General features: G+C 38.6%; 10 protein-coding genes. 5 read left to right on the plus strand and 5 right to left on the minus strand.

From position 1 onward, the window contains the following. The first annotated feature begins 359 nt into the window (after positions 1-359). From IQ211_RS07035 to IQ211_RS07050, 4 genes are all read left to right on the plus strand, one after another. Positions 360-890, plus strand: coding sequence for a fimbrial protein (locus IQ211_RS07035; protein ID WP_189758413.1), 531 nt, complete (start codon positions 360-362; stop codon positions 888-890). A gap of 81 nt (positions 891-971) precedes the next feature. Then, positions 972-1,658 (plus strand): fimbrial biogenesis chaperone, encoded by a 687-nt coding sequence (locus IQ211_RS07040; RefSeq protein ID WP_189758414.1) that lies wholly within the window; start codon positions 972-974, stop codon positions 1,656-1,658. Between the two features lie 32 nt (positions 1,659-1,690). Further along, the gene (locus IQ211_RS07045) at positions 1,691-4,246 is read left to right on the plus strand and encodes a fimbria/pilus outer membrane usher protein (protein WP_189758415.1); all 2,556 of its coding nucleotides are present in this window, start codon (positions 1,691-1,693) and stop codon (positions 4,244-4,246) included. 62 nt (positions 4,247-4,308) lie between these two features. Next, complete coding sequence (locus tag IQ211_RS07050; protein WP_223281576.1) at positions 4,309-5,304, plus strand: fimbrial protein; 996 nt, start codon at positions 4,309-4,311, stop codon at positions 5,302-5,304. Positions 5,305-5,443: 139 nt separating this feature from the next. Here the strand turns inward: IQ211_RS07050 and hrpA are convergent, their stop codons facing one another. After that, positions 5,444-9,364: an ATP-dependent RNA helicase HrpA gene (gene hrpA / locus IQ211_RS07055; protein ID WP_189758416.1), complete on the minus strand. Its 3,921-nt coding sequence runs from the start codon at positions 9,362-9,364 to the stop codon at positions 5,444-5,446. 286 nt (positions 9,365-9,650) lie between these two features. On the opposite strand from hrpA, the gene IQ211_RS07060 reads away from it, so the two are divergent. Further along, on the plus strand, positions 9,651-10,289 hold the full coding sequence (locus tag IQ211_RS07060) for an FMN-dependent NADH-azoreductase (protein ID WP_189758417.1): 639 nt from the start codon (positions 9,651-9,653) through the stop codon (positions 10,287-10,289). Between the two features lie 405 nt (positions 10,290-10,694). Here the strand turns inward: IQ211_RS07060 and IQ211_RS07065 are convergent, their stop codons facing one another. The 4 genes from IQ211_RS07065 to IQ211_RS07080 all read right to left on the minus strand — a co-directional run bounded on the left by IQ211_RS07065 (position 10,695) and on the right by IQ211_RS07080 (position 16,706). Continuing rightward, positions 10,695-11,120 carry a hypothetical protein gene (locus IQ211_RS07065; protein WP_189758418.1) on the minus strand — a complete coding sequence of 142 codons (426 nt, stop codon included), beginning with the start codon at positions 11,118-11,120 and terminating at the stop codon, positions 10,695-10,697. A gap of 13 nt (positions 11,121-11,133) precedes the next feature. Next, positions 11,134-12,993, minus strand: a complete 1,860-nt coding sequence (locus IQ211_RS07070) for a hypothetical protein (protein ID WP_189758419.1) — start codon at positions 12,991-12,993, stop codon at positions 11,134-11,136. A 73-nt stretch (positions 12,994-13,066) separates the two neighbouring features. Next, a complete protein-coding gene (locus IQ211_RS07075; RefSeq protein ID WP_189758420.1) occupies positions 13,067-14,710 on the minus strand; it encodes a hypothetical protein in 1,644 nt (547 codons plus the stop codon). 235 nt (positions 14,711-14,945) lie between these two features. Continuing rightward, positions 14,946-16,706, minus strand: a complete 1,761-nt coding sequence (locus IQ211_RS07080; protein WP_189758421.1) for a hypothetical protein — start codon at positions 16,704-16,706, stop codon at positions 14,946-14,948. Between the last annotated feature and the right edge of the window lie 174 nt (positions 16,707-16,880).

The following is a 16,880-nucleotide window of genomic DNA, read 5'->3' on the forward strand; positions in this document are numbered from 1 at the left end:
TATTATATGTATTGCATAACTTTTATTTTTACAGAATGTCAGCAATTAATAATTAATCTTATAAAACAGAACAAAAACTCATTGATGTTTAGAAAAAAATCGATGTTATGCATAACAATGCTATTATTTTTTTCTTAATAGCTTAAAACTTCAAATTATGAGATTAGTGAAGTTATTATTTTGAACTTTGTTATTTACTCGCTACTATATTTTTATCTCATCTGTTGATGAGAAAACTCTTTGCTATTTTCAGAAGTAAACTAAGTAATCCGTTGTTGTATTCATATACGCAACAAACATTAACTCAATAATCGGTTTCTCTGTCGAATACGTTCTTCAGAGGTGGGATATATTAAAAAATGAAAATCAAGCTAATTATTTCATCTTTATTTGTTTCATCTGTATTTATGTCCGCAGCTCATGCTGCTGATGGTCAAATTAAATTTACGGGCAAAATTACCGCCACTGCGTGTAAAGTTGATTCAAATTCAGCTAATCAAACCGTAAATATGGGAACTATCAGCTCAAGTTCATTTGCTGGGGCTTATAGCACGTCTGCCGCTACTCGCTTTAGTATCAAATTGACTGACTGCCCGAAAGATTATCAACAAGCACAGGTCAAATTTGACGGCCAACCAGACAGAGCCAGTAACCGACTTTTGGCGTTAAACAGTAATGGTGGAGATACTCCGGCTCAAGGTGTCGCAATTGCCCTTTATGAAGATGACAGTAATACCTTGATCAATTTGGCAAAAAATTCACGCCCTCAATATTTCTCAAATGGAAAGACAGAAGAGTTGAAATTTGTTGCCAAATACATAGCAACAGCTGAAACCGTCACTCCAGGTGCGGGTGACGCCGTCGCTAACTTCACTATTGTCTATAACTAACTACCTATAACCAAAAGGAAGTTATGGCAGGGAAGCCAAAACAATATCACTCTGGTCTAAATATTGTTTGGAGCGACCGCTTTGAAATACTTTCGCATTTTAATTTTTATCTTTATCTACATTTTCAATACGAATATCTCTTTTGCTGGCGTCGTTATTGGCGGCACACGTGTTGTTTATATTAGTGACCAGAAAGAAGCCTCTATTTCTATTAACAATCCAGAAGCTGGCATCTCTTACCTCATTCAATCATGGGTTGAAGGTGAAGGTGATGAAACTAAAACCCCTTTTATTATCACTCCCCCACTTTTTAAATTAACAGCAGAGAATGAGAATATTTTACGAATAGTTAAAATTGGCAATGGATTACCTGATGACAAAGAGTCTTTGTTTTGGCTCAATATTAAGTCTATTCCTGCCACAACTAAATCAGAACAGAATCAATTGCAAATCACGGTAAAATCTCGATTTAAGTTATTCTATCGCCCTGCCAACCTCGCCGGTAATGCCGGTATTGCTTATAAGGCTCTAAAGTTCAAAACCGATGGACACAAACTCATGGCAGAAAACCCAACGCCTTACTATATCTCTTTTTCTGAGCTAACCACCGGCAATAATGTAGAAAGTTACGAGATTAAATCTGCGGGAATGATCCCACCGTTTCAACAAAAGAGTTGGGATATCCCTATTAAAAATATCAATCGAGTAACCTGGAAAACGATTAATGATTTTGGTGGCGTAACACCAGAAGAAAAACGTGAGTTGTAGGATAGTAGGTATATCAAAATTAAAAATTTATTATGAATAGCTATCGTCATTATCTTCAACAAAATAGTTCTGGTAATTGGGCGTTACTTATCAAGCTACGCTTGCGTTGTCTATATTGTAATGTGCCGATTTGTGCATTGTTAACCACTTCTCTTTGGATGTATAACAATAAAGCTTACGCAGAAGAGTATTTCAATATCAATGCACTGGAAAACCATTCAGGTTTTGAAGATATTGATCTCTCTATCTTTACTCAAGATGATCAGCAACCTCCCGGACGTTATTGGGTAGATATTTATCTTAATCAAGAAAAAGTAGATACGGGAAATGTCGATTTTATTATCGTTAATAACAAGCTATTTCCAAAAATTAAGATACAACAACTCAGAGAAATGGGGGTGAATATTGAATCATCCCCTACGCTACTTACTTTGCCACCAGAAACGGAGCTTATTGATCTCGGTCAATATATTCCATCTGCATCAACCTCGTTCGATTTCAAACATCAACGGCTGGATATCAGTATTCCCCAAGCAGCCTTAAAGAGTCAGGCGAGAGACTACGTGCCACCTCATTTGTGGGATCAGGGATTAACGTCTCTGTTAGTCAACTATAGCTATAGTGGTTCCATGACTTGGCAGGATGATCAAGTAGGTTCGACAAAAAACCATTTTCTCAACCTTAGAACGGGCGTTAATTGGGATGCGTGGCGTTTGCGCAACTATTCCACTTACAGTAGTCAAAATAAAAAATGGCAGAATATTAATATATATCTGCAACGAGATATTCATGCATTGAAAAGCCAATTAATATTTGGAGACAGTTACACACCTTCACTTATATTTGATAGCTTTCAGTTTCGCGGGATGCAATTGTCTTCCGATGACAATATGTTGCCCGATAGTCTAAAAGGTTTTGCACCAATAATTAGGGGTATTGCCCAAAGCAATGCTCAAGTCACCATCAAACAAAATGGTTACATTATCTATGAATCCTACGTTTCACCCGGCCCTTTTGTTATCAATGACCTCTATCCAACAACCTCAACCGGAGATATAGAGGTTATTGTCAAAGAAGCTAATGGGAAAGAACATCGTTCTGTGCAAAATTTTTCCACTGTGCCGATTATGTTACGGGAAAATAGCTTGCGACATTCGCTGACTTTGGGGAAATACCAGTCTAATTCTCACCGCGGAAAAACCCCCTATTTCATGCAAGGTACGGTGATTTATGGTATCTCCAATCGTGTCACTGCCTATGGTGGAAGCACAATTGCAAAAGATTATCAATCCGTTGCTTTGGGTACAGGCTATAGTCTGTCTGACTGGGGTTCCCTTTCTTTTGATGTGACTTACGCCAAAACCAATTTAATGTCGAACTCCAACAATTATGGCCAATCTTACCGTTTCCAATATGCCAAAGATCTCTCTCAGACAGGCACTAACCTCACTCTCGCAGGTTATCGTTACTCGACACAAAATTTTTACGATTTTAAAGAAGCGAATGAGTTGAACCCTGCAATCGATGGAAGGAGCAGCAATAAGCGTAGTAAATTACAATTACATATTAATCAATCCCTTGGGGATTGGGGAACCATTTATTTATCGGCTTTTCAACAAGATTATTGGCATCAAAAAGGCTACGAAAAAAATGTCAGTGCGGGTTATAACACAAGTTACAATTCGTTTAATTATAGCTTGAATTATTCTCACAGCGCTTTCCCTGGATCAAATCGTAGTGAGCAAATCGTTTCATTCAGTGTGCAAATTCCCTTTGATCGTTGGCTGAAAAATAGTTGGGTAAGCTATAGCATGACCAGCAACAAAAGCAGTGATACGTCTCATCAAGTCAGCTTAAATGGTACAGCTTTTGAAGATAACAATCTGATTTATAGCATTCAGCAAAGTTATACTGACCGTAATCAAAGCGTTGGCGGAAATATCAACGCTGAATATAAAGGAACATATGGCCAGGTCAGCGCTGGTTACAATTATGACAAATATACCAGGCAACTTACTTATGGTTTAAATGGCGGGATTGTTGCCCATCCTTATGGTATCACCCTTTCCCAACCTTTAGGGGATACATCGGTATTAGTACGCGCCAATGGTGCTTCAGAAGTCAAAGTGCAAAACCATATCGGTATCAAAACTGACTGGAAAGGCTATGCCATTGTGCCTTATGCCAGTAGTTATCGGAAAAACCGTATTGCCCTGGATACGCATTCAATGGGTAACAATGTTGATATTGATATCAATACGCAAACTATTATTCCAACCCAAGGCTCATTGACACTGGCCAATTTCCAGACTCGTATTGGTTATCGTGCTTTACTGATACTTTCTCATCAAGGTAAAGCAATCCCATTTGGTGCAACTGCGACACTGGAAAAACAGCATGATATTGATGCTTCCAACAGCGCAATTGTCAGTAATGATGGGCAAGTTTATCTCAGTGGTATACCTAAATTTGGCCGGATATGGGTTAAATGGGGATATAAAGAAATACAAGAGTGTTATGCCAACTATCGACTCTCTGATGAAGAACCTGCTTCAGGTTTGTATATGGTTGAAGCTTCTTGCGAATAATCTCTTGCAAATGGCAGTGTCGGTATATTTATTTGATATATAAAAATAGTGGAATTTATTCTATGGCCAACAAATTAAAATTATTATTGGCAAGTACATTTCTCATCGGCACGATGAGTAGTTTTTCTAGCTTAGCTAAATACCATTGCCAATATTCTGCGGGTTTTGTACCTGGTATGACTCCAGTTTCTTTTGGTTCGATTACAATTCCCAGAAACCATCCTATCGGAACAACTATCAAAGAAATACGTCTGGAGCAGGTGAATGAAAAAAGTAATATCGCCCTCTGCAATACTTCCTTGCCTACAATATGGGAACAACCTGACCTTAAACCTGCAAACTATAATCAGGATGCCATTTATGAATCCGGTGTTCCTGGAGTTGGCATCCGCATTAATACCTGGGGATACGGTTATGGTATTGATTGGCTACCCAGAACAGCGACCTATCCACTCACTTGCCCTTCATCGTCGCAATCTCGATGGAAAAAACAATATTGCGGTGAGTCATGGGGTTATTTGACGGTACAGCTAATCAAGATTGCACCAACAACGGGTTCTGGAGCCGTTAAATCGGCGAAACTGACTCGTGCTACATTAGGTCACAATATTCCTGTTCACACTTTCAATTTATCGAATACCTATATCGTGACTAAAGGTTGTTCTCTCAATCAAGAAATGATTTTAGTCAATATGGGAGATATTAAAAAAAGTGATTTTCGGGGTATTCATAGCACAGCGGGAATGCAACGTTTTGATATCAATATAAATTGCGATGCTAATGTCGATGTTGGGTTGATGCTGGATGGCAGTTCGGTAAGCTGGAATGCCCAAGATATCTGGGCCTTGGACAATATTGACAACGTCGCAAAAGGAGTTGGTTTACAAATTTTGTATCAAAACCGCCCCGTAACGATGCGTACTCCCGTTGTATTTGGCTCCACACAGTCTGGTGGAAATATAACCATTCCATTAATTGCCCGTTATATCCAAACGGAAGCAGAAATTAAGCCGGGCAAAGCAGATGCAACAGCAACAATCACTTTTACATATCAGTAAATGATAGTTATCCCCTGCTTGGTAGTAATGTTGTTAAGTGGGGGATGTTAGTGGGTTAAATCAGTATGTTGTAACTAAAATAGTAATGGATTCTTTTAAGCGTTTTTGGGCAGTTGTAAGCCACAACTGCCCCTATTTATCACGACGCGATATTTTCCATCGCCTGTAAAATACGTTTATCCGATATTGGATACGCAGTACCCAATTGTTGGGCAAACAGGCTGATCCGAAGTTCTTCAATCATCCAACGAATTTCTTTTACTTCCGTTAACTGCTTCTGCTGCACAGACAGTTTTGCCAACCATTGTTGCCATTGACGCTGGATATGTTCAACTCTGCTCATATGCGCCCTATCCTTGTTAGGATCTACCGCCAATTTTTCCAATCGACGTTCGATACCATTCAAATAGCGCAAGACATCTGCCAGGCGTTTCCAACCGTGGGAAGTCACAAATCCATTAAACACCAGACCAGAAATTTGTTCTTTAATATCAGATAACGCCAGTGCGAGAGAGATATCCACCCGCCCTTTCAGGCGCTTGTTGATATTAAAGACCGCAGTCAGGATTTGCTCAACTTGTTTGGCAATATCAACCACGGCGTCATTCAAATTAGCACGAACTTTATCATGCAAACTGGAAAATGCCTGTTCATCCCAAGCTGGTCCACCATTTTCTGCGATCAATCTATCAACACCACAGGAAATACAATCATCAATCAAATCCAATACTTTTCCATATGGATTGAAATACAGCCCCAGTTTAGATTTGTTTGGTAATTTTTCATGCAAGTATTTAATCGGCGATGGAATATTCAGCAATAACAGGCGGCGCGTTCCTTCCCACATAGCATTATGTTGTTCGGACTCGGTTTCGAATAGTTTAATACCAATACTGTCTTTCTCATCCACCAATGCCGGAAATGCTTTAACAGAATAGCCTCCACGCTTCTGCTCATAACATTCAGGCAATGTCCCAAAACTCCAGATATGCAATCCATTTTGCTCTATGCCATCATCTGCAACTGCGGAAAGTGTTTCCTGGACTTTTTCTTTCAATTTCAGTTTCAATGCTGACAGATCTTTGCCTTCCGCTAACGATTTATTTTTTTCACCCGTTTTCTTCTCTCCAATAATGCGGAATGTGATCTTTAAATGATCAGGCACTTGTTCTAACTGCCAGTCATCGCGTGACACTGTCACTCCTGTCATGCGGCGCAACTCTTTCTCAAGGCTATCCAGTAAAGGGACCTGAGGTTGTGTCACACGCTCCAGAAATGCCTGTGCATAGTTAGGTGCCGGAACAAAATTACGACGTATTGGTTTTGGCAATGATTTAATCAATGCAACAACCAATTCATGGCGAATGCCCGGAATTTGCCAATCAAATCCTTCATCTTTGACCTGGTTCAATACCGGTAAAGGAATATGCACTGTTACGCCATCAGCATCGGTTCCCGGTTCAAATTGATAACTCAAACGGAATTTCAAGTTATCTTGATGCCAGTAATTTGGATAATCCAACGCACTGACTTTGTTTGCATCTCCCTTGATTAACATGCTCTTTTCAAAATTGAGCAATTCAGGCTGATCCTGGCTGGCAACTTTCCACCAGCGATCAAAATGGCGCGATGAAACAACGTCTTTGCCAATGCGCTGATCATAGAAACTGAACAAGGTTTCATCATCCACCAAAATATCTCGTCGGCGAGATTTATGTTCCAGTTCTTCTACTTCTTCACGCAATTTCAAATTAGCGCGGAAAAATGAATGACGAGTTTGCCAATCGCCTTCTACCAGTGCATGGCGGATAAATAATTCGCGGCATAACATGGGATCGATTCGGCTGTAATTGACCAGACGCCCCGTCACAATTGGCAAACCATATAAGGTAACTTTTTCCATTGCCATTACCGCCCCCTGGGATTTCTGCCAGTGCGGTTCACTATAGTGTTTTTTGATTAAATGAGCCGCCAATGGCTCTACCCATTCAGGCTCGGTGCGCGCGGCAATACGTCCCCATAAGCGGCTGGTTTCCACCAATTCAGCCACCATCACCCATTTTGGTGGTTTTTTAAATAACCCAGAGCCAGGAAAAACGGAAAAACGGGCATTGCGTGCACCGGTATATTCCTGTTTATCCGTATCTTTCTGCCCAATATGGGATAACAACCCTGTCAGCAAGGCAACATGGATACTGCGATAATCAGCTTCTTGGCTATTAATCGGCAACCCGATTTCTTTCACAACCTGCCGTAGCTGAGTATAAATATCCTGCCATTCCCTCACACGAAGATAATTCAGATAATCCTGCCGACAAAGTTTGCGGAATTGGGAACTGGAAAGTGCGTTCTGCTGTTCCACCAGAAAATCCCATAGCTTCAGAAAGGCGATGAAATCTGAATCCTTATCCGCAAAACGTCGGTGTTTTTCATCAGAAGCCTGCTGTTTTTCCAACGGTCGTTCCCGTGGATCTTGAATTGACAATGCAGAAGCAATCACCATCACCTCGCGAACGCAACCATATACCTTCGCTTCCAGTACCATCCGTGCCAAGCGGGGATCGATAGGCAACTGAGCCAATTGTCGCCCCATTGAAGTCAGTCGATAACTCCCTTCTGACAATGACTCCGGATCAATAGCCCCCAACTCCTCCAGCAGACGAACACCATCCTGGATATTGCGTTTATCCGGTGCTTCAACAAATGGGAAGGCGCTGACATCCCCCAACCCAATGGAAGTCATTTGCAAAATAACGGAGGCCAGATTAGTGCGCAAGATTTCCGGATCGGTGAATTCTGGACGTGATAAAAAATCTGCCTCCGAATAAAGGCGAATACAAACCCCGTCCGAAACACGGCCACAACGCCCTTTCCGCTGATTGGCAGAAGCCTGCGATATCGGTTCTATCGGCAAGCGCTGCACTTTGGTGCGATAACTGTATCGGCTAATACGTGCAAAACCGGTATCAATCACGTACTTGATGCCAGGTACAGTCAAGGATGTTTCCGCCACGTTGGTGGCCAAAATAATACGGCGACCAACATGGGGTTGAAAGATTCTGTTCTGCTCGCTGTTAGATAACCGTGCAAAAAGTGGCAAGATTTCGGTATGTGGGAAATTTTGCTTATTGAGAGCATCCGCCGTATCACGAATTTCTCGCTCACCGCTCATAAATACCAGTATGTCACCTGAGCTTTCACGCCCTAATTCATCCACTGCATCAATAATAGCTTCAAGCTGGTCGCGATCACTGTCATGCTCATCACCCGCTACGGGGCGATAAAGCACTTCTACCGGATAAGTACGCCCAGATACCTCAATAATCGGGGCATTATTAAAGTGACGGGAAAAGCGTTCAGGATCGATAGTTGCAGAAGTAATGATGACTTTTAGATCTGGGCGTTTTGGCAGTAATTGGCGCAGATAACCGAGGATAAAATCGATATTTAAGCTGCGTTCATGGGCTTCATCGATAATTAACGTATCATATTGCAATAACAAGCGATCTTGCTGTAATTCTGCCAGTAAAATACCGTCAGTCATCAATTTGACCAGCGTATTTTCACTGACCTGATCGTTAAAACGAACTTTATAACCAACCGTCGAGCCAAGCGGTGTTTCCAGTTCATCCGCAATACGATTAGCAACCGAACGTGCTGCCAAACGACGGGGTTGGGTATGGCCGATCAACCCCTTAACTCCCCTTCCCAATTCAAGGCAGATTTTGGGGATCTGAGTTGTTTTACCTGAACCGGTTTCTCCGGCAATGATAACAACCTGATTATCCCGAATAGCCTTATAGATATCGTCTTTCTTCTGGCTAACCGGCAGGTTTTCAGGATATTGAATCGAAGGACACGCAGCCTGGCGATTCATAATTTTCTGTTTTGCCGTCGCTATATCCGCGGCGATGGATTGTGCTACAGCCTGCAAGGAGACTTGATTCTTAATTTTTGCTGCTCCATGCAGACGTTTTTTTAAACGGAACTGATCGCGCAACGGTGTGTGATCAAGTTCAGCGAATAATTCAGCAAATGGTGCTGTCAAAGGTGATTTCACGTGATAAATCCTTGTGACGTTTTTTAACTGAGTAGCGCTGTCTTTGCAGGCTCAGAGGATTGTTTTCTTATGGCATAACGATATTAGAAGTGTAACATATCTTGAGTGATCACGTACTCTCCTCACTAATTCATCGCTTGATTCAATAGATTTGAATGAATATCTCAAAATATTAAGCTATTGACTGAACAATTCTCTATATAAAATATGATTCACAAGCAATATTATAAATGAAGTTATTAGTATCTTAGGTAACTTGGGTTGTAGATAACTGAGGAAGTAGAGAATGAGTAACGTACTGGTTCTGAAATCCAGCATCCTGGCGCAATATTCCCAAAGCAATAAACTGGCTAACTACTTTGTTGAAAAATGGTTAGCTGATCATTCAGAGAGCAACATTACCACACGTGATCTGGCTGAAAACCCAGTTCCAGTACTAGACGGAGAGTTAGTCAGTGCCTTGCGTCCAAGCGATACAGAATTAACAGAACGCCAAAAAACAGTATTGACCCTGTCAGATCAGTTAATTGCAGAGTTAAAAGAACATGATGTTATTGTCATCACCGCACCAATGTATAACTTCACAATCCCTATTCAACTAAAAGCCTATTTTGATCTGATTGCCCGTGCTGGTGTGACTTTCCAGTACACCGAAAAAGGCCCGCAAGGGTTACTACAAGGCAAGCGTGCTGTTATTTTGACTAGTCGTGGCGGCATTCACAAAAACAGCCCAGCAGATTTAGTCACACCGTATTTACGTACTTTCCTCGGATTTATCGGTATTACCGATGTAGAATTTATATTTGCTGAAGGCTTAGCAATGGGTGCAGAATCCGCTAACCAGACACATCAAGATGCCCGTGACGCAATAGATGATATCATAGCGAAAATGGGACAGAAGCAATCTGAAAAAATCGTTGCTTAACATTGTTCGATAAAATATACGAAATTAAGATCAGTTGGCGCGCCCAATGGCGCGCTCAAATCTATGGTCATCCCCAGAAATAATAAAAACTTATCCATATCTTCAATGATTGACAATGGTAGCAACCATGTTATAGGTATGTCGCTTTGCTTAAACCCCATTCGAAAAAGTCAAGTACTACATTTTACTGCTTTATTTTCACAGTACCAGCAATATGCGCTCCTATCAGACAGACATAAAGGTTACAATATTCGAGTCTGAAAAAAATACGAAACATACCAACCATTTTTTATATCTGGAAAATAGAGTGAATAGTGGCCATTTTATCGACCACTACTCCCCTAAGAACCGTGTATACAAATTTCCCTGGGCAGCTCAAACCTTTCTAGGAGTATTAATGGACGTTTATCCGACGTGGTAAAGAGACCAACCGACCAGACAGATAAATAAGTTATTGTATTCGATTGGATAGTTTGTACCATCTGACACGGTGCCATTATCCTCAAAGGCGGCACAATAGGTTCTTCCCAGAGTTGGGTTCCCTGAGCTTGGTGTTATAATACTTTCAGCCCAGGTATTATCAAGACGAATACTTTCAGGGCAATCAACATTGCATATAAGCTTTCCATCTGGTCCTGTGTACCAAAATGAATGGGTATTACTATAGGGAGAATCATCTCCATTGTTCGGTTTTTCCCAAGTAGCATAAGTACTCCCAGTGACACTATCTTGTATTGTCACTGTATAGCCATATCCAGCTAACACTTGAAAAAAATACGAAACATACCAACCCTTTTTTATATCCGGAAAAGAAAGTGTTTTCGTTGCCATTGCTAATATCTCCTTAATATTGTCCCATAGTATGTTTTATGCTGCCAACAAGATTATTGGCTGTAACCGTTATAGTGCCATATCCTCCCTTTTGCCCTTGAAGATTTATTTTAAATTGCCCATATTCATTTGTAGTCATTGATTGTATCGTATCAGGATTTGAAGCAATTTCAGACACATTACTCATATTTACGGCTGAATCTATTTTATAAGATATGGGCGTATTTTTAATTTGTTCAGATGTCTGTTTATCATTAATTTGAATTGTAAGTATTTCATATTCGTCACCGATTGGCTGATATCCAGTTACTATTGGAATTATTTCATCAGGAGGAGCGATATTGATTTGCCCTTTCCATATCTGACTAATAACTTTCGTATTATCTATATTCACAGTATAAGAGAAATAAATTTTTCCTTGATTATAAATATCAAATTCATCATTTCCTTCAAGATAGATTTGAGGTATACCAAAGATGACATAATTAGTGACACCATCATCACCAGCTGTCGTTGGCATCCTCTTTTGCCCGAAAGATTTATCTACTTTTTTGAGCTTTGAATGAATATGTAAATTCAAAGTCACTTCGCTACCTAAAGGTATTTTAGTCTTATCATTTAGATCATTTGTTCCTATAACCTTAACAAATAAAGCCTCATGATTGGCATTATCTTTATAATGAGAGATAGTCTTGTAATTTATAATATCACTTTCCGTAATTAAATTATCCTTCCCTACTCCTAAACTCGAATAAACCAAACATTTTTCATAAACATTATCTGCTGGAGGAATATATTTTGTGTATGTAAACTCTAGAGAATCCGAAACTAATCTATCCGCACTTTCCTTAATAACACTATAGTAAAAATTAACCTTTTCTTTATTTTCATTGAAAACACTATAAGGTAACCTTATAAAAGGTGTTCCAAGATAGTCTGGATCTAACAAACGGTGAGGATTATCAATCATTTTTCCATTAATAAAGAAAAATATCGTATCTCCCCCCGACGCATTATCATATGGTGGTATGTTAACAGAGAAGTCCAAAGAGCTACCATCATTGTGTAAAACTCCATTATTAACTTTGGCAATAACTGGAGCCGATAATGAATCCATTGAATTGACATCCGTTTGATCACTATCCAAAATGTATAGCGTCTTATCAGCTGAAATTTCTCCTGTTGCACCAAATATTTGTGAATAAAGATTCAGAACAACAGAACTTTCCTGTTTGGCATAAATATAAAAATTTAATTTACCATGAGGATCTGTGTTAATGATGAAACCTCTTTTACTACCAATCTTCCTGATAGGGATTTTCGTTTTTTTATCATCCTGATAAAAATCCACTTTATCAAAATTCCTGTCAGGCGTATCAAGTATATTCACAGGTGTACCAGATAATTTGACTGTATTATCCTTATTTGTTATTGCGGTTTTTACTGTTCCCACCTTCACAAAATATCGTCCACCAGGTGGGTCATTAACTTCTGTCGGCATATCTAAATAATCAGCACCGATAGCTAGTTGAACTGATGAAAAATCAAGAGTTTTGGCATAATAGAATACACTGATTTTTTCAAACCCTATTGCTGCTGAATTTGGCTGAATATCTAATGTAATTTCATTGTTTTCAACAATATTATTATCAACACGTAATTCAACAGAAATCGTTCCCTTTCTATTATTATCAGATAATACGATTGGAGGTACATGTCTACGTAACCCTATACCACCATAAGGTGTCAATTCGACACTTGCATCACTAGAAATAGGTGTATCAGATGTTAAAAAGATGTCGAGAATAAATTCTTCCCCTATGACTAAATCTGAACCTGGTTTTATAGAAGTCGTAATTTTCTTAGATGACATTATTATTCGCCCCATAAACTTTCATAATTATAAATATATAAAAGATGAACTAAGTTCACTTCTGCCACTCTTATTATTCGCCGACAGTTTCTATTTTGCTATAATAATAATGACTGTATTGCCTCACACCTTCATTATCAATGTAATATTCAAAATAAATCATTGGCATTCCATAAGTTGAACTGCTTGCAAAGTTAACCAACAAATCGCATTTAATTTTAATAACCGTGGTGGATGTTTTACTACCATCATGGTCAGGAACATGGTTAATAACCGTGGTGAAGGATTCATTGATCTGTTTATATTGGTCATCATTACTCAAATCATCACTTGAATCACCATTAAGGTACATTGTGAAATGAATGGTATCGCCAAATTTTGGTTTGCTTGTATCCGTAAAATCATTTGTTCCTATTATTTTTACAAATAGTCCATAACCTTCATTCCCTTCTTCCTGATAGCCAGCGATTGAAGAACTATTAATAGTTGAGCCATATTCCAGTATAAAATTGTCATCATCCTGATTTAACGGTGGTTGACTATTAGGATCTGCCCAACTAGCATAGACAACAGGCATGTCAAAAACACGTTCAATGTTATTTGACGGTTTATTTTCACCACCACCTATGTAGGTGATCGGTAATTTTTTTGAATATCGATTATTCCCGCTTACAGGGGCGATTACGTAATTAAGATGTACTATATTATTTTTTGGAAACAGATCATAATACAGTTTAAAACTGTGATCAGGGATATCTGAGTGCGCTATCATCTTAATGGGTAAAACAGGTTTGTCATCAATAAAAAATATAATACTATCATCACCATGAAAATTAGTATAAGGCTCAACGGTTACATCAAATGTATAATCTGAGCCAAATGCTTGCAATTGACCATGACTCAAGTTATTTATTATCGGGACGGGAAGCAATTCACGCGGATCAGCAGGCTTAGGGTTCAGCATATAGACAGAAGGTGCTGCATAATAGACTTCAAGCCCAGGCAATTCGCTTTCTAACCGCAGTGTAATGGGTTGATTCTTTTTTGGATAAACGCGAAAACTGATTTTACCGTGGTGATTACTATTGATAGGAATAACAACCTGTTCATATTCCTCAATGGGATAAAGAGTCACAGGAGTGGATTGCCCATCATCCGGATCAGTAGTAATAATCACCTTATTATTTAGGCTATCTTTAATAACTGAGAAAATCTGGATCGGTGTATTTATCATCTCCTTACCACTATTATTTTTCAATTTCGCAGTATAAAGAATAAAATTCTTATTTTGATTATCAATATGAGTCTCTGTGTGTGGTACTTCACAAATATATTTATCGACTGACAGCCTAAGAGAATCTGCATCAATCAAATTAGCAGTATAATGTATTTCTTGCGTATGCAAATTAGGTATCTCTAATTTATACGCAATGGTGTCTCCGGACTTTAAAGTACTGTCATCATCAATAGTTAAATAAGCAATTGAGCGTAGAGCATTTTCTATACCAGTAATAGGAGTGGCTTTAGTCAAACTGTCTACAGTTATTCCGTTAATCGCTGTTAAATTAACATTTAATTCCGAAGGTAATTTCCCATTGAACATCATAGTAATATAAAGATAAAAACTTTGCCCAATAACCACATCTGAACGATGAGGCACGGACAGAACGACTGACGATGGGACAGCATTTTGTAATATATTTTCTTTATCAATCATAATCAGTACCTTTTTAATTTTTCAACCAATATCTCGACGAAATATTTCTATTCTCACTGCCTTCCAAACTTCAATTATTCCGGTTATGCGCTGTGGAATTCACTCTCTTTCCGGCGCACTATTTTTTGAAATCCGCTAAATATAAAATAACAGACTTTATATTAGTTTAACCACAAGAACCATTACTCTATTATAGAAAATACATTAAATCTAATATCATTAAAAATGCATATAATCATTCATCGTCATCATCCAGACCAGGTAGTGAGGTGTCCGTCATTCCGCGCCAATAATGACTGAATGTTGCCTTATTATTTTTATCCATCGTATAATACTCAAAATAAACGAATGCGGGTGAACCGTCACTATAAGAGCTTATTCCATAATATAATGGATGTTTAACTGGGATCACTGTAGAACATAAGGTTGTATTACCTGCCGGAATAGTATCTGGAGTCGCTGAAAGTTTTGTATCAGGTAACTTATGAAAAAAATTCTTATTACCCGACTTGACGTACATATTTACATATACATTATCTCCCACTTTTGGCCGTTTATCATCTGTTGGATCATTAGTTGCTGTTATTTTTACATAAGCATCATGACCGCCATTGTTAATATAATTTGACAACTCCACTCTAGTGGTATAACTATTCTCCCAGAATAATGTGTTCTCTTCCCCTGCCTGCTCTAACTGTGGGTCATTTTTATAATCAGCCAAACTGGAATAAACCTGAACTTTATTATAGGTTCTTTTTACTCCATCAGATGGCACAAAGTCTGCATCTTCACCTGAGTATTTAATCTGCTGTCCACCTGAATAACGCGTATTTCCTGTGTTAGTAATCACATAAAAAATCTCCGTCCATTCATCAGGTTTAAAGTTGGCAAAAGGAATAGAAAAAGAATAATTAGCTTTTTCTCCTGTCTGCATACTGTAAATGGGTAATATTAAGCTATTAATATCAGGAATATGGTCTTTTTCTTTGGTGAAAAATAAAATTTTATCATCTGAGCTAGGGTTATCATAAGGTTGGATCATAACTTCAAAAGTAATCTCATCTGATGACCTACGATTTATTACACCACCATTGGCGCTAGGGATCAATAATAGATCTAAATCATCGAAGTTAAAAATCGGTCTGGGAGTAATAAAACATACACTTTCAGCTATGTGCATAGGCGCTTCCAAACCAAAAATCACACATGCCAAAGAAAGCAAGGTCGGCTTATAGTTAGTTTCACTACCACTATTATTTGGTTGATTATTTGGATAGACACGAAACCTGATTTTTCCATTATTATCGCTACTTGTAAGACTAATAAAAGTTCGACCATCAACGTTTGTTGGTGTATAAATTTTTAGCGGTGTACCTAGTTTTTCTGAATCAGACGTAATAATAACATTATTACTTATATCCTCTTCAGGTGTAGAAATAAGATAAACCAGCGCATTTTTTACTGGTATTTTTGAATCAGGGTGTCCTGTATTCTCTAATAATTGCGTCTCGTAACGGATATACTTATCTTCAGAATCATTCTGTGCAGGAGCAGCATATTGTTTAGGAATAACGCAGATTAATTTTTCAGGCAGAAGCTGCAAAGTATAAGGAAATATTTTTTTTACGTTGTAGCTAAATGGTGTATTATAAATATAATTACCATAAGCACCTAGAGTTACAGTAAAAGATACTTTGCCGTTTGTTATGAGATCAGGATCATTGTCAATTATGACGAGATAATGCCCAGAAATACTGTTGTTCTGACCAGATGTTGTAACATTATCTCCTTGTGAAATTATGGTTATACCAGTGCCTTTTTTTGCAGTTACATTAATGCTGTTCCCTTGCGGTAAATTACCAATACTGTCTGTTAATGTCACGTCAAGGTAAAATTGCTGACCATAAATTAAAGTAATATCAGGTGGTACTGATAGCTCCGCGTCTATTGAGGAAGTACCACTGCCCTGTAAATGACTTTTTTTTGTTTCTGACATAGTTCACCTCACAGTATTAATATATAAATGTCATCTATGAACGCTATATATTAGTAAAAATCCGCCTTCATAGAAGGCGGCATTGATTTCACCTCAGAGGGGCGTACTAAAATCCCTAAAAATAAACCCCTACCACTTAAAATCTAAAAGCCAATAAGGCAGAGCTAAAACCTG

The sequence above is a fragment of the Xenorhabdus griffiniae genome, assembly GCF_015163655.1.
GTDB lineage: Bacteria > Pseudomonadota > Gammaproteobacteria > Enterobacterales > Enterobacteriaceae > Xenorhabdus > Xenorhabdus griffiniae.